Consider the following 20,294-nt stretch of genomic DNA (forward strand, 5'->3'; position numbering starts at 1 on the left):
GCCAAGTAAAGGGTGATGTATGGATGTTCAGGTACTGTTGGTAGATGATGAACCCCATATCTTGGCTTCTTTACAGCGTTTGATGCGCCGAGCAGATATCACTTTCGCAACGGCTTCATCAGGGGAGGACGCTCTACAATGGCTTAGTGAAAACAGAGCAGAGGTTATTTTATCTGATTATCGGATGCCGGGATTATCAGGTACTGAAATGCTGACCAAGGTGGAAGCTAAATGGCCTGACACTAAGCGGATTATACTGAGTGGGCATTCTGATTTTGATACGGTTCTTAAAGCTGTTCATAGCGGTGTTGTTCATAAATTCTTAGCGAAGCCTTGGAGTAACCAAGAGCTTGTAGAGCACCTACATATATCGCTTTCGCAAACAAATTTGAAAGCTGAGTCACCTTCAGTCCAACATAATGTCTTGGCAACTGCGACTGACCTATCTCCCAAAGCTACTGCTACCCAGCTACAGGTTATTTTAGACACGGTTATCGATGGTATTGTTACCATTGATGATCTGGGAAAAATTGCATCAGCAAATAAAGCTATTGAAAGGATTTTTGGTTATTCCAAAAATGATCTGAGATGTAGGGATTTCTCTCTTTTATTGCCTGAGCCTTATCGAAGTCAATATGACTATTACTTAGTTAACAATACAGGGGATGGTTTAAAAGAGCTTTTAGGGAATCAGAGAAGACTTGTTGGTGTACGAAAAAATGGTGAGGTGTTCCCGATAGAATTGAGTGTCACGGAAATGGAGATTGAAGGGCATTCAAAATTTTTGGGAATGATCAGAGATATTAGCCGTCGAGTTAGTGCAGAAAGTGAGAATGAACTGCTCATCGGGGCGTTAGAAATGGCGCAAGATGGTTTTGCGCTGTTTGGAGCTGGAGACAAGTTACTTAGATTTAATCGTCAATTTAGAAATCTATACAGCGAATATGGTGTCGATCTTTCCGGCAGTGTCACCTATGAGTCATTTTTTCGAAACTGTGTAGAAAAAGGGCTGTTTTGCGAAGCTCAGAACAACCCTGAACAGTGGATAGAACATCAGCTAGCGTTACACGCATCACTTCCGATCATTAAGCAATACGAGCTTCAGCCAAATGTATGGATTGAGATCCATGAGACGCAAGCGGATAACGGTGCAATTATCGTTTCCCATCTAAATATCAGCGAGTTAAAGCAAACCCAATTTTCTCTTGAAAAAGCGGTATCCGAAGCGAACCGTGCAAATAGCGCTAGAGGACGTTTCTTGGCAATGATGAGTCATGAGATTCGCACGCCTTTAAACGGTGTTTTAGGGCTACTTCAACTACTACAAGATACGCAACTTGATGGCTCCCAATCTAAGTTTGTAGAAAGCGCTTTAGCGTCGGGGCAAGGCTTACTCACTATTATCTCGGATATTCTCGATTTCTCGAAAATAGAAGCAGATAAACTAGAAATAGTTCCAGCGCCTTGTAACTTGCGCTTGCTACTAAGTCAGCTTGAGCAGTTACTGATGCCGCGGGTGGAAGAGAAATCTATTGTACTCAATTTTCAGATTGATCCGTCAGTACCTGATTGGATTGAAATAGATGAACAACGATTGCGCCAGATACTGTTAAACCTGCTCAGCAATGCGATTAAATTTACGGATTATGGTGAGGTCAGCCTCCAAGTAAATTTACAATCTGACTACCGTTTGGGCTTTAAAGTGGTTGATACCGGCATAGGTATTCCTTGGGATGAACAAGGACAGATTTTTTCTGAATTCACCACCATCAGCAATACGCAAAATCGTCCATATGAGGGTACAGGTTTAGGCCTTTCAATTAGCCAAAAACTGGTGAATTTACTGGGTGGCGAACTGCAATTTAGCAGTGAACCGAGTAAAGGTAGCACATTTAGCTTCTCTCTAGCTGTTGTTGAATCAGAAGTTCCAGCTAACAGCGCAGCAGTCACCGGTGATGTCAGATTTAATGCTTCTGTTTTAGTGGTCGATGATAGTGCGACTAATCGGATTGTCGTTGAACATATGTTGGTAGCCTTAGGACTTAAAACGGTTTGTGTATCCAGTGGTGCTGAGGCGATTGAAGCCTACCAGCCCGGTCGGTTCCAATTGATCTTAATGGATATATCCATGCCCGATATGGATGGCTATGAGACAACAAAAAAAATGCGTTTGCGAGATGATTGGGACTGTACACCGATCATCGCTTTTACTGCGTACGTCATGCCTGAAGACAGAGAAAAGATAAATCAATATGAGATGTCAGGTTATCTGGAAAAGCCATTAGATAAAAAAGTGCTGGTTCAGGTCATTTCACCTTTATTGGCTACTTACAAGGTTGATTCAAGTAAACAGAGTATCGACTCAGTGGTTACAGATGATGGCACAGAGCTGCTTGAACCTGACTATGTGAATCAGTTAGCACGTGATACCTCTGAAGAAGTTCTACCCCAACTGGTCAATGTGTTCAAAGAGGATGTCGATAAAAGGCTAGAGGAGCTTTCTAACCCAGATATCGATGATGCATTACTCGAACGCAACCTCCATACGATCGGTAGTAGCTCAGCACTGTACGGCTTGATGGCCCTATCTAAGAAAGCCAGAAGTCTTGAGAAGGTATGTCGAGAGGGTGGATGCGCAAGAGGATCGTTGCTCGATTTTCTTGCGCTCGCTCAGCAAAGCTTAGATTGTTTAGATCAGTTTATATTGGAAAGAAAAGCTTAAGCGTTTTCTTTCCAACTATTACGTTTCCTATAGATGGTAGCAGCGCTGATTTTCAGATAGTGTGCTGCTGTTGGAATATTGCCCCCACAAAGATCGATGGCTCGTTCAATTGCTTCACGTTCTACATCTGCCATTGGTCTGATTAACTCTGACAGTTGATCCTGAACTGGGCTTGATATATCTGAAGCTACAAATGCGGGTGCCGCAGCCATAGGTTCTGGGGTTGCAGCAGCCATGCTATGTACTGCTGCCGATTGCACTGGTTTGATACAGCTATCCAATGGAGCAGGTAACATAGCTTGAGTAACTTCATCACCGTTGTGTAGTACCACAATATTTCGGACAACGTTTTGTAACTGACGCACATTACCCGGCCAATCGTAGTTGCTTAAAATAAGCTCTGTTTCAGGTTCAAAGCGCTTAAAGCCTTTACCTTCCTCTTCGGCATACTGAGTTAAGAAGCTTTGGGCTATCTCAATAACGTCATTCTCTCGTTCTCGTAGAGGCGGAAGGTGGATCGGCAGAACGTGTAATCGGTAATACAGATCTTCGCGGAAGTTACCTGCTTGAACTTCAGCGAGCGGATCTTTGTTACTTGCGCAGACAATGCGAACATCAACCTTTTCGGTTTTATCACTGCCGACTTTTTGTAGGGTGCCGGTCTGTAAAAAACGCAGTAGCTTGGATTGAAGAGCAAGCTCCATTTCACAGATTTCATCAAGGAACAGAGTACCGCCATTTGCGGCGCTGGCAGCACCATCTCGATCACTAACGGCTCCAGTAAAAGCGCCTTTTTTATGACCGAAGATTTCGCTTTCAATAAGGTCTTTTGGGATAGCGCCACAGTTTAGAGCAATAAAAGGGGATTTTTGGCGTTCACTCCGCTGGTGGATTGCTTCTGCGCAGACCTCCTTACCTGTACCACTTTCGCCAGTGATAAAAATGGTAGCTTTTGAGCTCGCCGCGCTATCGATGACTTGATAGACCCGCTGCATCGATAGAGAAGAACCAATAAAGCCACAGAAGTTGTGACGATCAATCTCTTCTCGATAGGTTTCAACAATTCGTTTGAGTTTTTGGCTTTCGAAGGTGTTATTGAGTGTGGTAACTAAACGGTCTTTGCTGAACGGCTTGACCAGATAATCCCGCGCACCCAGTCGCATCGCTTCGATAGCGGTATTCATCGAGCAATCGCCTGTAGTGACAATGACTTCGGTAGTGATCTCTTCTTGATTTATCTTTTCGAGAATTTCTATCCCGTTCATATCGGGTAAACTGAGATCGAGGAGAATACCGTCGAAGCTCTCATTATCTAAGGCTGCTAATGCTCCTGCACCTGTTTCTTCATGGTGAATCTGGTATGGCAAACCAGTGAGGTAGCTGCGGTAAACCGCCGCCATGGAAACATCATCTTCAACTAGCAGAATACGATTAACTTCAGGTACGGGCATAGGACGTCCTCTCCAACCAAAAACCTACCTTTAGCCTATGCTACAGGGTAGGCTGTTACAAGCACCAAGTGATTGAATTTTATCCGATATCGGTTTGGGCAGGGAAATGACAGAATTATTAGGCGAATGGCATTTGCAACCTCAGCTGGAAGAAGCGCGTAGAGTACGTGAAGAACTCGGTACGCTGCTGGAGCAATTGGAGTGTAAAAACAGAGATGCATTCTTGTTAGCGACTGCAGAGTTAATTGTTAATCTATCGCGTTACCCCGATCCAAAGCCGACTGAAGTTGTTCTGACATTAATGCGTGATCAATTTGATTACTGGCTAGAACTGCGTGATAACGGCCCGAGCTTTAGTCAGTTTAGTCAAATGCTTGATGATCCGGAGGATCTAATCGCTGCTGAGAGCGGTATGGGGTTAAAGCTATTAGCCCATTACTTTGATGATATGCACTATGTACCAGCCTGTTATCGTGATGATGCCTGTAACGTTATGGTCTTGCGTCAATCGAGGCCACAGGCTGAATCAGCCCTTACCGTGCTAGTCGTTGATGATGATCCTGCTTATCGCTTAGTGATCGAGCAATACCTACTATCTCAATATAAAGTGCTGAGCGCTGCCTCTGTGGCAGAGGCGTTTCAAGCTGTTCTCAAATATAAACCTGATCTGGTAGTGTGTGATATCCACATGCCACAAGCAGACGGCCCCGCCTTATTCGACAAAATCTCCCATATCCCCGATGTTGCTGATACTGCGTTTATCTATGTGACTGGTTGTATCGAACCGGAACTGTTGAACAAAGCCCTAAGGCGTCCAATTGATGATTTGCTTTCCAAGCCGGTTAGTAGAGAGCAACTGCTGAGTACGATCCAAAGGGTCGTTTGCAGGCGCGAGCACCTGAGTGCGCAGATACATCAAGAGGTAGATCAAAAGGTCACGCTAGGATTACGACCAAGTCTTCCTAAGAAGATCCAAGGTTATGAGATCGAGTTAAGGACCGTCAATCCAGAAGCAGGAGGTGGGGATTTAGTTCAGTTTTATCCACAAAAGGATCGATCTCTATTTCTATTTGCCGATTTAATGGGGCATGGCCTTTCAGCGAAAGGGTTCTCTTACGCCCTTGCTGGCTATTTAAGAGGGCTTTGCTCTGCTTACTCTTCGATGGGTATAGAATTACCCGCCTTGTTTAATCAATTAGCTTTAGGTTTTGATGAAGATCCGGTCCTCAAAGAAACCTTGGCTACTATGGCGGCAATGACCTTATCACCTGAGGGCGAGGTAGCCATTATCAATGCCGGCCATCCGAGCCCTATCTTGTTTAGTGATACCGAGATAAAAGACATTGAGGCTAAGTCGCCGATGCTCGGTATGGGGATTGAGGGCTATCAACAAGCGTGCTTTTCTCTAGAGGTCAGCGATAGGGTTTTGCTCTATTCAGATGGTTTTAACGACGCGGCGGTTGAGATGCCAAAAGAGCTAAAAGCAGTTATTGAACGTAGTCGTCAATTACCTTTAGCGGCAGCGGCTGATCATCTGCTGCAAGCACGTTTGAACCTGTCTGCTCCTAATGATGATCTAACACTGATCTTGCTGGAACGGGTGGATAGTTAGAGCTCCTGATTCAATAAAGTCATGTGACTAAAGCGTTCTCGCAAGTAACGCATAAGTTTGGGAAATCTTTTTTCAAACCGATAGGTTTCCCGGATTAATTCTTGTTGCAGAGACGGGGCGAAACGGTCATTCATAATGACCCCTGCCAGAATAGCTCCACTATTTTTTAACGTTTCTCTTGCTTCATCAACCTGTGATTCAGTAGTTCGCCCGGTCACAATATTTAACAGAGTTGCTTTGCTTGCTGAACAGATAATATCTACTGGCAGATGGTTGTCGTTTTGAAGTTGTGATTTTTCAGTTAGAACCGGAGCACTGTCGCAGATAACCATATCGAACAGATTTAGGCAGCTGTTAAAAAACAGTTTCAATGTTTCTAGATCCCTAAATTCGACACAATGGCTCGATTGCACCGGGCAGTTTAAAACCATCAAGCCCGGTACGTCAGTTTCTTGTGCAGCATGTTCCCAGTGACCGGTTAAAGGTAACCACTCAGTATTTTTAAGTGACAGCCAAGTAACTAGTTGTGGGCTACTAGGATTGAGCTCTATCAACAAAACCCGTTTACCTGCCTTTGCTGCCCTTGTGGCTACGGCTAAGGCTAGGGAGGTATTGCCTGCGTCAGATTGGGTACTACAGATGGTAAATTGTTGTAGATTCTGACGCAGAACTCTCGCGTATACGGTTTCTATTGCACTATGTCTATGCAAAGCTAACATCCCTTTTCTCCTTTACAGACCTACTAATGTGGCAAACGATATAACAGTGACTGATTCCTGTAAGGTGCTAACAAATCGATACCAAGTACTTTGTTCTCGACCTGGTACATATAATGTGTCGCCTGAGCGTATAACTGGAAGGTCGCGATAATCACCGGTTTTTGCAAAATCGACTAGGTCAAATAGACGCGAATGTGCTTCACCATCAATGCGGTTAATCACCATAATTCGATCCTGCAGAGCGCTGTTTAGTGGACCGCCGGCTTCGGCTAACAGATCCAAGACGGTCATATTGTCATCAAAGCTATAGCGACCAGGGCGAGCAACCGCACCTAGTACTCTAACTACGGTTTCTTTTGGCTTTTCTAACCATGCGCGGTCACGTTTCGGGATAAAGATCACATCTTCGTTTTTCACTGTAGGCAGCAGAGTTTCATCACCTGTTTGAAAATAGTTGTGTAGATTAAGATGGCTTACTTCAGTTTTACCCTGCTTACGGTGAGTAATACGCACACTAGATAGATCAGCCAAACCAGTAGGGCCTTGTGCTGCGGACAAAATATCAAGGAAGTTTAGTTCATTGTTAAATGCGTAACGGCCAGGCGCACCGACTTCACCAAAGATATAAATAGAACGGTCGCTAGATTGTCTTACCCACTGTGAGCGGTTGTCATTTGGGTCTTTAGGTAGTTCTGGGATCACCACAGTATCACCGGCGCGAATTCGTGGGATCTGGCGAATATCACCACCTTTATCTAGGAAATGTTTTAGGTCAAAACTAACAGACTCAGTGACGCCGTTACCACGATTCTGCAGAATCTGTAGGTGAGCTGTATCGGCACTGGCAATAGGGCCACCGGCATGGGCAATCAGATCCATCATGGTCATCTCTGATGCCCACTCATAGCGGCCTGGTCTTCTGACCGCACCAATAATTTTAACGGCTCTATTTGGATGTACCTTTAACCAGCTTTTCTCATTCATATCGGTTTTTTCGGGTACAAGGATCGCATCACCCGGAAGAATTTCAGGCAAACTGCCGCGACGTTGACCATCGACATAGCCTTGTAAGTCAAAAGGAACGACTTGGCCATCAGCACGGATAATGCGAATCTGACGGGTTTCAGCAAAACGCGTTGGACCACCTGCAGTCGCTAATAGATCGTAGAAACCACTTTCTTCACCCATCTCCATAGCACCGGGTTTGAAAACTTCACCCATGACATAAACAGTACGAGAGCCACTCTGAACTTGCTCGGTTGCTTGAGGGATAAAGATCACATCACCCTGATGAATTTCAGGCATAAGGGCAGGGTTACCCGTATCTAGATATTCACGCATGTTGAATGGGAAAGGCTGACCGTTGTGGATAACACGAATCTGCTCGATACCGGCATAACGTGTTACACCACCAGCACGCATTATTAGATCCATTACTGATGCTTTTTCTTTATAGGCAAAGGTACCTGGGCGATGAACCTCACCAAATACTTTTACCGATTCACCGTTTTTACCGGCATCACCAGATGCAGTCAGTGTGCGGGCATCGAAATCGACCTGGACATTACCGATCAGTGGAGATGCTGGCACAAAGATTACATCCATAGGATTTAGATCGGGTAGGGAGCTAGGATCACCACTGTCTAAATAACGTTTGTAATCAAATTCGATCAGCTTATTGTTTCTGCGGATCTGCAATTTGTTGAGTTGTGCACCTTGTGCAAGACCACCGGCTTTGTTAATCGCCATTTGGACGTTGGAATTAATAGGAAGATCTACTGCACCTGGCGTTTTTACATAGCCTAATACAGTGACTGAAAGGCGGCGTTCCTGCAGAGAAATATCAAATTTTGATAGATCCTTATAAACGCTTCCAAGGCGATTTTTAAGCAGGGCTTTGGCTTCACCTAAGTTGCGGCCTTCGAGGTTGATCGCACCAATCTCAGGCAAAACGATCTGTCCCTGTTGGTCCAACTGAAAGCTTTGTTCAAATGCGCTTTCACCCGGTAGTTTTATCTGAATCATGTCTCCTGGGCGAAGTGTTTCAGCCCAAAGGTTACCGCTGAAAAGTACAAATAAGATGAGTGTTCTGATTAGAGGGATCATATGCATGCCTCCTGAGTTAGCTGTTGGTTGCAATGACTTTTCACTCTTAAGGAAGCAGCTTGGTTCTCTAAAATTTGCAGTAACTTTTCTGCTTGCTCTAAAGGTAGCTGTGCTTGCATAAGGTAATTCGCCTCATACAGTCTTCTGCTACGGGTGACCAGCAATTGAATCTCTTGATAGATCGCTGGGTATTGGTCTTGTTTGCCATCTAAATTGTGTTCACTAATGACCGCTTCGCACTTTTTTAGCCTAGATTGCAGAGTGGGGACTTCATTTTTAATTGGGAAACGCTCCGCCACTCCGCCTTCGCCTTCCGGCACTAAGTAGAAGCAGCCGGAAGAGGTCAGTAGCGTTGTGTGTAACAGTAATAGTGAGATCAATTTCATTGTTCTGGCCTCAGTCCTGAACAGTGATCGATTGATCAATACGTAGGTGTTTCAGCAGCTCTAGAGGCTGACCATGAACACCACAAAGGCTTAATGTTCGTTCTTTTGAACGTAAGCGTTTGAATAAGAAGACAATGGCACCAATACCGGAAGAATCGATAAACTCAATTTTTCCTAAGTTAAGTACTACGTCAGATTGATCCTGTATTAATTCATCGAATTTTGGTCGAAGAATTTCTACGGCAAGGGCGTCTAATGATCCTTCAATCTCTAGGTGTAGTTCATTTTGTACAGCTTCTAAAGTTGGCATAACGATTCTCCTTATGTCAGTTATAACTAAGAAGGAGCAATACCTATGCCAGAGATTTAACGCTTTGATTTATAGGGGGGTTGATATTGTTTGGATCTATTTTTATGAGAATGTAGTTCACTATTCTCATTTTGAGAATCAAATTGTAAAACCTATTTTGATCGCTCTATTGGTGGAATCGGGTGAGCTCAGAGCTGAAGGTTTGGGTTAACTCTGAGCGTTTATCCTGTGTCCATGCTTATTGTCCCCGTCCACAAACCATTACGATGAGGGTTTTAAACATGATGCCCAAATCCGAACGGAGCCAGCCAACTAAACTTCCAAGACTGAGTGCGTAGGCATGATCAAAGGCAACCTTGGAGCGCACATCATCGATGGTGCGGTCGTAACCTTGATTAACCTGAGCGAGGCCAGTAATACCCGGTTTGATCCCCCAAGTTCGTTCTGCAAAGAAAGGAATAGCTTGCTCTAGTTTTTGATAGAAGCCTGGACGTTCTGGACGCGGGCCAATCAACGACATATCGCCTTTTAGGACATTAAAAAACTGTGGTAGCTCATCCAAGCGGGTTTTCCGTAAAAAGCGTCCTACCGGTGTAACTCTTGGGTCATCTTCGGTCGCCCAAGTGGCCCCGGAAATTGCTTCTGCATCTAAGCGCATGGTTCGGAACTTATACATCCAGAAGAGCTCTGTTTTTTCGCCATTGGCATGTCCAATGCGTAGCTGCTTAAACAGAATAGGACCGGGAGAGCTAATGTAAGTGGCCAATGCGATAAAAGGGTATAGAAGCAGGCAAATAATGAGCCCTGTGATTGCAACCACTATATCCATCAAACGTTTAGCAAAAATTACGGGTGTTGGAATATAACTGTTCATGGTGATATCTCCTTATATGGCATTAATCTCTAACTGATTTCCAATGGCCTTTTTCTAATCCGGCTAGATAGCGAAGGCATCCAGTAAGGCCGTTGTAGTAACCGTTTATGACATAAAATCCGAGTTTGAAAGGTTTATATAAGATATGAGTTGGAGTTTTGTTTTCGGGAATCAGTGTGGATAGGCGTGCTAGTCCAATGCCTAGCAGTTGTAGTGCGGTGAAGATAGCAAAAGCATCTAGATAGAGCGCTAGCAAACCGCACAATACAAACTGAGCGAGCAAGATCAGCGGCATCAGGCCTCGTAGCGCTTTACCGGAAAAGAAGCTAAAGGCTGTTCCACCAAAGCTTGGTGATAGTAGCTTAGTTAGTCTGAGTACCTGTTGTAGGTTCCCCGCGGCGATACGAATACGGCGTTTATGATCCATATCGAGGGAAGACGCTTCTAATTCTAGGCCGATTAGATCGCTGTCATATTTACCTTCGTAACCTTGCTCAATGATCTGCATAGGCAGAATGAAATCATCATTGATCGTATCTACCTGTAACGGAGTGAATAAGGTTTGGCGGATAAAATACAAAGCGCCATGGACACCTATCGTGCTACCTATACGTGCTTCACCTTGCTTGAGCTTAGTTTGATAGTTCCAATACTGCTTTTCTCCCTCACTTCCTGGGGATAAGAGTTTGTAGGTGGCTGCCACCAAACCGGTTTTAGGGTTATTAAAGTGGTGATTAACCAGTTTTAAAGCATCAAATGAGATCAGCGCGGAAGCATCACTTAACGCCACTATTTCGGCATCAATATTTGGAATAATTTGATTGATTAGTGCTACTTTGCCGTGGTTTTCTCGGAAGTTGAGGATATTTACGTTTAAGTGAGCTAGCTCTGGTTCTGTTAAAGCCTCGCGAGCGACTTCTGCTGTTCTATCTTTGCAGCCATCGCAGGCGATAATGACCTGAAGCTTCTCACTTGGGTAATCTAGACTGGCGATATTTCTCAGCTTATCAGCAATGAAGTCAGCTTCGTTATATGCTGGTACAAAGATGCAAAGGCTTCGGTAGTTAGGTTCTTCTTCTATTTCTTTCTCTTGCTTAGAAGTTTGCGTCTTATTCAACTGATTCATGATCAGAGGATAAGCAATATGGTGATAGATAATTAAGACCCAGCTCAACGCAAATAAGCTCAATAGTAAGATAATCATTTTATGCCTCCTTTGGTTGTGAAAGTAGTTCGAAGTAAGCGTCAGCGGTTTTATGCAGGTTGCCTTTCTTCAAGACAAACTCTCTTGGGCTGTGGCGCTTAGGCATCAGATATTGGCGTAAAATGGCATGTTGCAGTGCTATGAGGCTTCCGGGAGGAATAAGGTCTCCCGAGTCTGGACAGACAATGGTTTTACACCCCCCAACATCGGTCACGATCACAGGTACACCACAGGCCTGGGCTTCTAATGGTGAAAGTGGTAAACCTTCGTTAAGAGATGAGAGGCAGAAAATATCAATCGCGTGATAGAAGGGACGGGTGTCATCTAGATGGCCTAGGAAGAACACTCGATCTCTGATACCCAGCTCAAAAGCGACATTTTTTAGATGATCGAGTAAGGAGCCATCCCCAGCTAAAACCAGAGATAAGTTAGTATGCGTATGACTTAAGGATTTAAGCAGCAGCTCATGACCTTTTACGGCTTCCAGCCTTGCGGCACAGCCTAGCAAGGCTCCTTGTACAGGTAGGTTTAAATGTTTCCTACTTTTTAATTTTTCGATCGGGGTTGGAGGGCTGAAGTGTGTAGTATCTACGCCGTTCTGAATAATATCAGGGCGACTATTAGGGAAGTGGTGTAACAGCTCGTTTGCTACCGCTTCACAGTCTGCAACTAGCGTGAATTTCAGGAAGCGAATCAGGTGATTTTGCAAACGTTTATTCGCGGAGGCATTCAGGTGCCAAGCATCATGTTCAGTATGAACATGAGGTAGTTTTAATAATTTCGCCGCTATGCCACCGTAAAGCAGAGGACCGATATGGTGAGTATGAATAGCGGTAGCGTTGATCTCTTTTAATGCGCTTTTTAAACGCAAAAATAAGCGCGGACTGATGCCCTCTTTTTTGTGGAAAAATTGCAGTTGAGATCGGTATTGTTCCAGTCTTGGCCACTCTTTTACCGCTTCTTCATAACTGCCTTCTAAGCTAAAAATATAGACATCGGCTTTATTGCTCAGTTGGTTTAACAGGTCTAAAGCCATAGTCTCAATTCCGCCAGGGCGGAGATGTTGGACGATTTGTACGATTACGGTATTCACGATGTACTCTCCTGCAATGCTATATCGTTTAAATCTTTCTCAAGCGGCGGAATTCGAACGAGCACAGGGACATTTAACATCTCTGTTAAGGTGTCTTTACGACGAACGGTGGTATCGAGGACTTCTGCGATTACAGCGAGCCCAAAACCAAGTCCGATGCCCGCAACAACGCCGGCAATAACAAAGGCGATAAGGGGAAGGTTGATAGGTGCCAAAGGTTCAAAAGGTGGATCGATCAGTTTTACCCGTTCACTCTCTTCATTTTTACCAAGTGAGCGAGTCACTCTGGCCATCTCATGACGTTCGGCTAAGTCTTCATAGATTTTTTGGCGAACCTGAATGTCGCGCTCCAGTTCTTTTAAACGACGCTCGTGCTGGCCGTAGCCATTCACGCGGTTTTGTAGGTTTTCTATCTCAGAAGTTAAGGAGCTAACCTCTTTGCTTAAACGTTCAATATGGTCGTCGGCTTGCTGAAGGCGCTCTAACTGGGAAATAAGCAGTGGGTGTTGATTGCCACCTTGCTCTGATTCATTGGTCGTTGCGGTAGTGGCGATCGCCCAAAGGCGTTCAAGTTTTACTTTATTGAGGTCGCCTTGGTTAAGAGCTTTCATACTCTTTAAAATGCGGCTGCGCTCTCTTTCTAAAGACTGTAACTGAGCAAGCACATGCTGCACTTGACTGTGCTCGTCGGTGTACCGAGCGCGAAGTTGGGTCAGCTCTGCCATCACGTTGATGATGGCTTCCTCAATTTTTCCGACGACTGGGTTCGTTTGTGATAGGCGCAACGCTAGGCTTGCTTGAGCGGCTTTAGCGCCTTCAAGCTCGATGCGGCGTTCAGCGATATAGGCTTTCAGATTGGATAAGCGCGCGACATTAGCACCATGCAATGCCGGTAGCTCGCTAGCGAACTCATTTTTATATTCGGCTAATGCTTTTTCCGCAGTTTGAAGATCCGCTTTTCGAGTTTCTAGCTCTTTAGCGAGGAAAGTTTCAGATTGAACTATTGATGAACGTTGCGGCGCAAGGACGCGCTCGACAAAACGCATACTGACCACAGACAACGTCTCTTTCATATGTGTTTTGTCTTCGGCTTTGTAAGAGATCTTAATCAGGTTGTCGCCGACCAGTTTTGCGGTAAGAGATTTAGATAGCTGACCGATGATGTAGGCTTTCTCTTTCTCATCCATCTCTTCAGTAATCATCTCGCGTTGCCAAGCGACGCCCGCAAGAATATGGCGGCTATGCAGAAGAGCGTTGAGTGCTTCCATACGATGGCGAAGGTTAGTCGCGATCGATAGATCCTCTAGAAATGGATTATGTTCAGAGGCTTCTTGAAACAAGATAGTGGTGGTTGTTTCATATTTTTTAGGCGATAGAATGCCGATCGCCAAACCAATAAATGGCATAAGCAAAATAGGCAGCGCGATTAAATAACGACGCCTCCATCCAGCCCACAGAATGGACGCGATGTTTTTGACTAATGCGCTACGAATCATGGTTGGCTACCGTTAGGTTATTGGCTTTTTTGATCAGCACCTGATTTGGCGCTAATGAAGGGGATAAGCGCATATCGGTTTTCTTAGCGCGCTTTTCCAGGAAGTTACTAACAGCGTTACAACGGTTGATACCTACACCGACCGCTACAAACCGATCTGAACTTTCACTCGGTGAGCATTCGACACTGAGCTTTGAAGGCTGGGCATTGGCATATTCGTTGAGGTTATTTTTTTGATTTTCATCTAATGCCACGCTGTCATCCTCGAAGCGTAAAACAAGTTCACGAGGGACGTGGTTATCTGCGTAACCTTTCTCGCCGCGGGCACGGGAGAGAAGTTGGTCTATGCTGATGCTTTCTTCTGCTACAGGTGTGTCTTCGGAGCCTAAAAAACCTATATCCATGGTTTTTAGTGCTGCAGTACATCCTGTCAGTGAAAAAAGGCTGCAAGTAAACAGGGTGGTTGCAATAAACTTAGAGCACATGGTCTATCTCCTGAGCAAAATTTTGTTATTGCTCAAGAAATTGCAGCTTTTAGGCCAACCTAAATAAAATGATCTACAAGCCCCATGAATACTAGGGGTTCGTTGTTTGTGGAGAGAGCTGTTTAGGCGAGGTGAACTAGGCTTTTTGAGGTTTTTCTCAAGCTGATTCTCAAAATGAGAATAAGCTTGAGAGGTATTCCGGAAGCGGTATCTTTTGCGAAATTAACGCTTTCTAATCACTAAGCTACCTATGGAATAGCCTGCACCAAAGGAACAGATAACGCCTAAATCATCCTTCTTGAGATCGGATTGGTATAGGTTGAATGCGATAAGTGAGCCGGCAGAGGCTGTATTGGCATATTGATCTAAGATGATCGGAGCCTCTTCTTGCGAGGCTTCTCGGCCTAATAACTTTTTACCGATCAGTTGATTCATATTGATATTGGCCTGATGCAGCCACCAGCGAGTGACTTGCTGGTTTTCAATCCCCAAAGACGCTAGTTGGGTCGAGAGGTGCTCTACGGCCATAGGGCAGACCTCTTTAAACACCTTCCTACCCTGTTGAATAAAGAACTTATCCTGCCCAAAGGGATCGCTATCATTGGTGTAGGCAAGGTAACCAAAATTAGAGCGAATATTGTTGGAGAAAAGCGTCACGGATTTGGTACTTAGTACATCGTAACTCTCTTCTGAAGTACAGCTATCGGCGTTCTCCATTATCGTAGCGACAGCTATATCACCAAAAATAAAATGGCTATCTCGATCACGCCAGTTATTCTGGGGTGAGGTTAATTCTGGATTAATGATCAAAACCGCTTTCGCCGTACCTGCCGTTAACATCTCATAGCCCCGCTGCAGAGCAAAAGTGGCAGAAGAACAGGCAACCAGCATATCAAAGGCAAAACCCTGAATACCTAATGCTTGTTGCACCTCAATAGAAATAGCTGGGTAAGCTCTTTCGGTATAGGAGCAAGCGACAATCACTGCATCAATATCAGCCGCGCTTTTATTCGCTTTTACTAGCGCTTTGCTTGCGGCTGCTACCGCCATTTCTGCTTGATGGGAAAGCTGATCATTGCTTCTAGGTTCAATGTAAGGGCGCATTCTTTCTGGATCGAGTGCGCCTTCTTTGCGGTAGACAAATCGACTTTTAATGCCCGAAGCTTTTTCGATAAATTCAGCATTTGATAATGGTTTGGCTTCGCACTTGCCAGCAACAATCTCATCGGCATTTTGCTGGTTATAGTTCTCGGCGTATTGGTTATAGGCCTCTACCAATTCTTCGTTACTAATGCTGTAGTTAGGGGTCCAAAGACCGAAACCGCTAATGACGACTGGGGAAAATATCGAATTCATAAAATTGTCTCGGCAGGGCAGGTTATAGGGCTGCAATCGTTATAAAAGCCAACGTTAGATTGTCCCGCTAAACATAGCTTATGCCATTAACATAAGCGTTATTATTTACTAGCAATTTTCTTCAGTTGTCTCAGTTGAACTTCAAAATGGCCGTTGCCAATCGGTCGCTTCTCACTATGAAAATAATTCCGAAGAGATTACTGCTACTTTCTCGCTGAAAATCTGATCAGCCACTATGGTTTGTGTGTCAGGAAGGTTTGTTGATCGTCCATCGGATAGTTAAATAACTTATGCATTTTAACTCGCCGTTCTATGGAACCTTTTCTAAAGGAGGAAAGGAGTATGATGCTTGCAAGATGGCATATAGATGCGCGTTTTGGACACAAACAAACAGTCATTGATTCACTGTCTCGTTGGTTTGATGAGATTGGTAGCCAAATAGGATGGACCTCTGACAAAGTAAGAATTGTCACAGGGTCTGTAGGAGCGAAAGAGTCTGTTGTTATTTCGGAAGTGGTTATCTCCGGGTTAACTGAGCTTGATGAATCTTGGCAAAAGTTAGGGGATATTGAGGTTCACAAAGCATGGAGTAAGGAGCTTGAGCCTTATATTGTCTCCGGTTCACAATATTGGGAGATTCTTAGAATTGTCTAAGGTTATTCTCCTTTCTCAGGGGAATTAGACGCGATGGTCTTTCCCCTGAAGAATCATAAGCTTTTCTTTTAGAGATTATTCAGCATCTCTTTTAAGTCCTCGGCGCGTTGAGTCCAACTTTCGCGGTTCACCCGATTACGTCGGATCTCCTTCATTAGTTCTCTATGCTTTTCGGTTTGCCCAATCTCTTCGATAGCCGCAGCAAAACCATCTGCAACATTGCTTACTTTCACTAGATCACGATAACCGTCTAAAGCCGGAAATTCTGTACTCACAACGGGGCTACCCGCAGCAAGGTACTCGCGTAATTTTAGCGGGTTACAGGCCTCAATTTGTTCATTGCGAAGGAAGGGAAGCAATCCAACATCCCAGTGCTGACTATAGCGAGGCAGCTCATGATGAGGCTTAGGGCCTAACCAAACAATATTAGGCTGTTTTAACAGTAAACTGATATCGGTGTGCGCAGGGCCGATCAAAACGAAGGTCCAGTGGGGGAGGCGTCTAGCAACTTCAATATATAGTTCTTGGTCAAACCAGCCTGCTAGCGCACCGTAAAACCCAGCGACCGGACCATCAGGAAGGTCAGATGCACGTTCTGCTGGTTGTCCGAACATCTCGCAATCGACGCCATGGGGTAATACCAAGGTTTTTTGAGCAGGGAATTTCTCCGCCAGCTTAGGACTTGCGGCAATAATTAGCTGACATTTTTTAACTAATTCCTCTTCCATCTTGGCGACTGGCGCGTGATCCACCCCATCTAGGGCAGAAAAGTCATCACCACAATAGTAGATGGCAGCGCGTTCGCCCATTTTGCCCACAACATCCACAGCAGAGGGTAACGAAGTCCATAAAATCGGAGCTTGGCTTTGATCCTTCAGATAAGGGCGAAGTTTGTTGGTGAGTAACTCTTTATTGACTGTTCTCGCAAGAGAGCTACCCGGAAATGGCAGCGCCATAGGATTGACCAAGCAGGGGTGTAAGCCGGAAAGGTTCGGTGTCGGTGCCTTGAGTAAGGCTTTGAGTTTATTCCAGATACGGCCCATATCGCGTAGGTTCATCCTTGGTCTTCTTAAGCCTAAAGAGTTTACCCATAAAACTTCATTGTCTGCTAAAAGGTGCTTCATTAAGTGCTGGGTGCTACTGGGGTGTCCCCCCCAGTCCTCACCAAAAACTAATAGATCGATATTCATGAGAGCTCTCCTTTAAGCCACTTTGCAGGGTTTAGGTTGAGACAGTGGTTTGATCACTTTTGCAGGAACGCCAGCAGCGATCACAAACGGAGGTAGATCTTCAGTCACCACACTACCCGCAGCCACAATGGTTCCTTCACCAATAGTGACTCCTTTCATTACCGTGACCCCGGAACCTAGCCATACATCTTTACGTAGGATGATGTCGCCAATCTGATCTTCTGTATCCGGAAGGCCTTTGGCACGAGCTTTTGCATCAACTGGGTGGCCTGGGTAGCCTGCTAGAAAACCACGGCCTGCGATACGGACGTTATCTTCCAGAACCACCTTAGTACCGACAGCGATGGTGGTTTGCCATGCGATACCCACATTGTTGCCAATAATTAGTTGTGGCGTTTCTGTGCCACTCCATCGACCGGAGAAGGTTGTTTGACCAGATATACGGCAGCGATCACCCATACTTATCTCAAGGCTACCTTGGACGAGTGGCATACCACCGTATATGTATAACTGTCGGCCTGCTTGGCTTAAGCGAGTTTTAAACATGGGTGTCCAGTAAAATACCCGTGCGATACCGCTTAGCAATCCAGTACACAATGTGTGCCCCATGCGAATGGGTTTAAACACCACATTTACCGCCGGTATTTCGAAATTGTGCAGTGTGTAATGACAGGTCTTTAAAGTACGGGCCAGTGGATGATTACCTGCTTTTATCCACTGTTTAAGCCCTTGGAGTGTGTTCATTCTACTGTCACCGATTTAGCTAGGTTACGAGGTTGATCTACGTCGGTACCTTTCGCCAACGCAGCGTGATAAGCGATGAGTTGTAACGCGATAGTGAACAGAATGGGGGTTACAATTGAGTTAGCATTAGGCAGTGTGACTGATTCAACTTCTAGATCTCGAAGAGAACGGATACTTTCAGAATCACCCAAGAAGATACAGCGTCCTCCACGGCTCATAACCTCTTCCATATTGGCTCTGGTTTTATCCAGCAGATCGTCATTAGGTGCGATGACAAACACTGGTGTACCTTCTTCAATCAGGGCGATAGGACCGTGTTTTAACTCGCCTGCACTAAAACCTTCAGCATGTATGTAACTGATCTCTTTTAGTTTAAGCGCGCCTTCTAAAGCGATAGGGAAGTTAGAGCCGCGTCCGATAAAGTAGGCATCCTGACAATCTTGCATCGATGCACCGATAGACTCGAACAAGGATTCTTGTTGTAAAACCAGCTCAACCTGTGAGGGCATAGTGGAAAGCTCGAGGCTTAATTTGGAGGCTTCATTTAGATCAATTTCTTTTCGGCAAAAAGCAGCACGGACGGCTAAGGTTGCTAAGACTGTTAACTGGGCAGTAAATGCTTTAGTTGATGCAACGCCTACTTCAGGCCCAGCTTGAGTTTGTATACTGAAGTCAGTCTCTCGAGCGATGGTGCTTTCTGCAACATTCACAATACTTATAGTTTTTTGACCTTGTTTCTTGGCATAACGAAGTGCTGCCAAAGTATCTGCCGTTTCGCCAGATTGAGAGATAAATAGCGAGATACCTTGTTTGCTCAACAGAGGAGAGCGATAGCGAAACTCAGATGCGACTTCGACATCAACGGGCAATTTAGCAATCTTTTCAAACCAGTATTTAGTGACCATTGCTGCATAAAAGGAAGTGCCGCATGCAATGACATTGAGTCTATCGACTTGGTTAAAATCTATCTGGGCCTCGGGGAGTACTCTCTGGGTGTGATAGAACGTATTACGTACACTATCTGCTTGCTGGTGGATTTCTTTATGCATGTAATGGCGATAGTTTTGCTTATCCTGAGAGTGGTCTTCTGCTTCGAATAACTGCATTTCTCGTTTAATGATACGGCCTGATGAGTCGACTAGACTGAACCCTTCACGATCCAAACAAGCTTGATCCCCTTCTTCTAAATACAGAATATGAGTTGGAGAACCACTGAGTGCCATAGAGTCTGAGCCTAAACTCATACCTTGCTCACTTTTACCTAAGACCAGAGGGCTACCCCGGCGCGCAGCATAAACATGTTGCTCATCTTCTTTAAAAAGTACGCCTAATGCGAAAGCGCCTTGAAGGTGAGAGAGCGCACGATTAAGTGCTTTTTCAGGCTCATAGCCTTGTTGTAAAAACAGGCTGATCAGATGAGGAATAACTTCAGTATCTGTTTGGCTTTGAAAGACGAACCCTTCACTTTGTAGCCATTGTTTTAAGTCGATGTAATTTTCAATAATGCCATTATGGACCACCGCAACATCATTGTTGGAGTGGGGATGCGCGTTTAGTTCGTTGGGTTTACCATGGGTTGCCCATCGGGTGTGGCCAATTCCTGCACAACTAGATAGATGCATCTGATCAAGTTGGTTTTTGAGTTGCTGTAGTTTCCCTTCTCGTTTGACGGTAGTGATGCCATTAGGTGCAAGTATTGAGATACCTGCAGAATCATATCCGCGATATTCGATGTTACTTAATCCTTGTAATAGCTCAGGGACAATGTCGTTATGATTAATCGAGCCTACTATTCCACACATGCCTAATCTCCTGCAGATTTTTTAAAGTCATATCTAGGTTTTGCAGGACTTGTGCCATTTGTTAAATCTATTAAATTCAATGAGTTAGGTG

At 44.8% G+C, this 20,294-nt stretch carries 17 protein-coding genes; 3 read left to right on the forward strand and 14 right to left on the reverse strand.

Features of this window, described 5'->3' with window-relative positions; all coding sequences use genetic code 11:
- Window positions 1-19 precede the first annotated feature (19 nt).
- A complete protein-coding gene (locus tag ACMXYS_RS04260) occupies window positions 20-2,722 on the forward strand; it encodes a response regulator (protein ID WP_415897688.1) in 2,703 nt (900 codons plus the stop codon).
- On the opposite strand, the gene ACMXYS_RS04265 is transcribed toward ACMXYS_RS04260, so the two are convergent.
- Window positions 2,719-4,173 carry a sigma-54-dependent transcriptional regulator gene (locus ACMXYS_RS04265; RefSeq protein ID WP_415897689.1) on the reverse strand — a complete coding sequence of 485 codons (1,455 nt, stop codon included), beginning with the start codon at window positions 4,171-4,173 and terminating at the stop codon, window positions 2,719-2,721. The genes ACMXYS_RS04260 and ACMXYS_RS04265 overlap by 4 nt on opposite strands.
- Window positions 4,174-4,279: 106 nt before the next feature.
- Here ACMXYS_RS04265 and ACMXYS_RS04270 point away from each other — a divergent pair, with 106 nt between their 5' ends.
- Window positions 4,280-5,785: a SpoIIE family protein phosphatase gene (locus tag ACMXYS_RS04270; protein WP_415883771.1), complete on the forward strand. Its 1,506-nt coding sequence runs from the start codon at window positions 4,280-4,282 to the stop codon at window positions 5,783-5,785.
- Here ACMXYS_RS04270 and ACMXYS_RS04275 read toward each other — a convergent pair.
- The 10 genes from ACMXYS_RS04275 to ACMXYS_RS04320 form a co-directional block, all read right to left on the reverse strand.
- Window positions 5,782-6,504 carry a hypothetical protein gene (locus ACMXYS_RS04275; RefSeq protein ID WP_415883772.1) on the reverse strand — a complete coding sequence of 241 codons (723 nt, stop codon included), beginning with the start codon at window positions 6,502-6,504 and terminating at the stop codon, window positions 5,782-5,784. The genes ACMXYS_RS04270 and ACMXYS_RS04275 overlap by 4 nt on opposite strands.
- Window positions 6,505-6,516: 12 nt before the next feature.
- The gene (locus ACMXYS_RS04280) at window positions 6,517-8,610 is read right to left on the reverse strand and encodes an SLBB domain-containing protein (RefSeq protein ID WP_415883773.1); all 2,094 of its coding nucleotides are present in this window, start codon (window positions 8,608-8,610) and stop codon (window positions 6,517-6,519) included.
- Complete coding sequence (locus ACMXYS_RS04285) at window positions 8,607-8,996, reverse strand: hypothetical protein (protein WP_415883774.1); 390 nt, start codon at window positions 8,994-8,996, stop codon at window positions 8,607-8,609. The genes ACMXYS_RS04280 and ACMXYS_RS04285 overlap by 4 nt, the downstream gene beginning before the upstream one ends.
- Before the next feature lie 10 nt (window positions 8,997-9,006).
- The gene (locus ACMXYS_RS04290; RefSeq protein WP_415883775.1) at window positions 9,007-9,306 is read right to left on the reverse strand and encodes an STAS domain-containing protein; all 300 of its coding nucleotides are present in this window, start codon (window positions 9,304-9,306) and stop codon (window positions 9,007-9,009) included.
- 238 nt (window positions 9,307-9,544) lie between these two features.
- Entirely contained in the window at window positions 9,545-10,180 is a 636-nt protein-coding gene (locus tag ACMXYS_RS04295) for a sugar transferase (protein ID WP_415883776.1), read from the reverse strand.
- Between the two features lie 22 nt (window positions 10,181-10,202).
- On the reverse strand, window positions 10,203-11,384 hold the full coding sequence (locus tag ACMXYS_RS04300) for a glycosyltransferase family 2 protein (RefSeq protein ID WP_415897690.1): 1,182 nt from the start codon (window positions 11,382-11,384) through the stop codon (window positions 10,203-10,205).
- 1 nt (window position 11,385) lies between these two features.
- Complete coding sequence (locus ACMXYS_RS04305) at window positions 11,386-12,477, reverse strand: glycosyltransferase (RefSeq protein WP_415897691.1); 1,092 nt, start codon at window positions 12,475-12,477, stop codon at window positions 11,386-11,388.
- Entirely contained in the window at window positions 12,474-13,973 is a 1,500-nt protein-coding gene (locus tag ACMXYS_RS04310) for a GumC family protein (protein WP_415883779.1), read from the reverse strand. Before ACMXYS_RS04310 ends, ACMXYS_RS04305 begins: the two co-directional genes overlap by 4 nt.
- On the reverse strand, window positions 13,963-14,457 hold the full coding sequence (locus ACMXYS_RS04315; RefSeq protein ID WP_415897692.1) for a hypothetical protein: 495 nt from the start codon (window positions 14,455-14,457) through the stop codon (window positions 13,963-13,965). The genes ACMXYS_RS04310 and ACMXYS_RS04315 overlap by 11 nt, the downstream gene beginning before the upstream one ends.
- A gap of 222 nt (window positions 14,458-14,679) precedes the next feature.
- A complete protein-coding gene (locus tag ACMXYS_RS04320) occupies window positions 14,680-15,813 on the reverse strand; it encodes a beta-ketoacyl-ACP synthase III (protein WP_415883781.1) in 1,134 nt (377 codons plus the stop codon).
- Between the two features lie 342 nt (window positions 15,814-16,155).
- On the opposite strand from ACMXYS_RS04320, the gene ACMXYS_RS04325 reads away from it, so the two are divergent.
- Complete coding sequence (locus ACMXYS_RS04325; RefSeq protein ID WP_415897693.1) at window positions 16,156-16,467, forward strand: hypothetical protein; 312 nt, start codon at window positions 16,156-16,158, stop codon at window positions 16,465-16,467.
- Between the two features lie 68 nt (window positions 16,468-16,535).
- Here ACMXYS_RS04325 and ACMXYS_RS04330 read toward each other — a convergent pair whose 3' ends face one another.
- From ACMXYS_RS04330 to glmS, 3 genes are read right to left on the reverse strand one after another with little or no spacing between them, the layout of a single operon-like run.
- Window positions 16,536-17,657, reverse strand: a complete 1,122-nt coding sequence (locus tag ACMXYS_RS04330; protein ID WP_415883783.1) for a glycosyltransferase — start codon at window positions 17,655-17,657, stop codon at window positions 16,536-16,538.
- A 12-nt stretch (window positions 17,658-17,669) separates the two neighbouring features.
- Window positions 17,670-18,401 (reverse strand): acyltransferase, encoded by a 732-nt coding sequence (locus ACMXYS_RS04335; RefSeq protein ID WP_415883784.1) that lies wholly within the window; start codon window positions 18,399-18,401, stop codon window positions 17,670-17,672.
- Window positions 18,398-20,203 carry a glutamine--fructose-6-phosphate transaminase (isomerizing) gene (gene glmS / locus ACMXYS_RS04340; RefSeq protein WP_415883785.1) on the reverse strand — a complete coding sequence of 602 codons (1,806 nt, stop codon included), beginning with the start codon at window positions 20,201-20,203 and terminating at the stop codon, window positions 18,398-18,400. The genes ACMXYS_RS04335 and glmS overlap by 4 nt, the downstream gene beginning before the upstream one ends.
- Window positions 20,204-20,294: the final 91 nt, after the last annotated feature.

Source organism: Neptuniibacter sp. QD57_21, from assembly GCF_047778075.1.
Classification (GTDB): Bacteria; Pseudomonadota; Gammaproteobacteria; order Pseudomonadales; family Balneatricaceae; genus Neptuniibacter.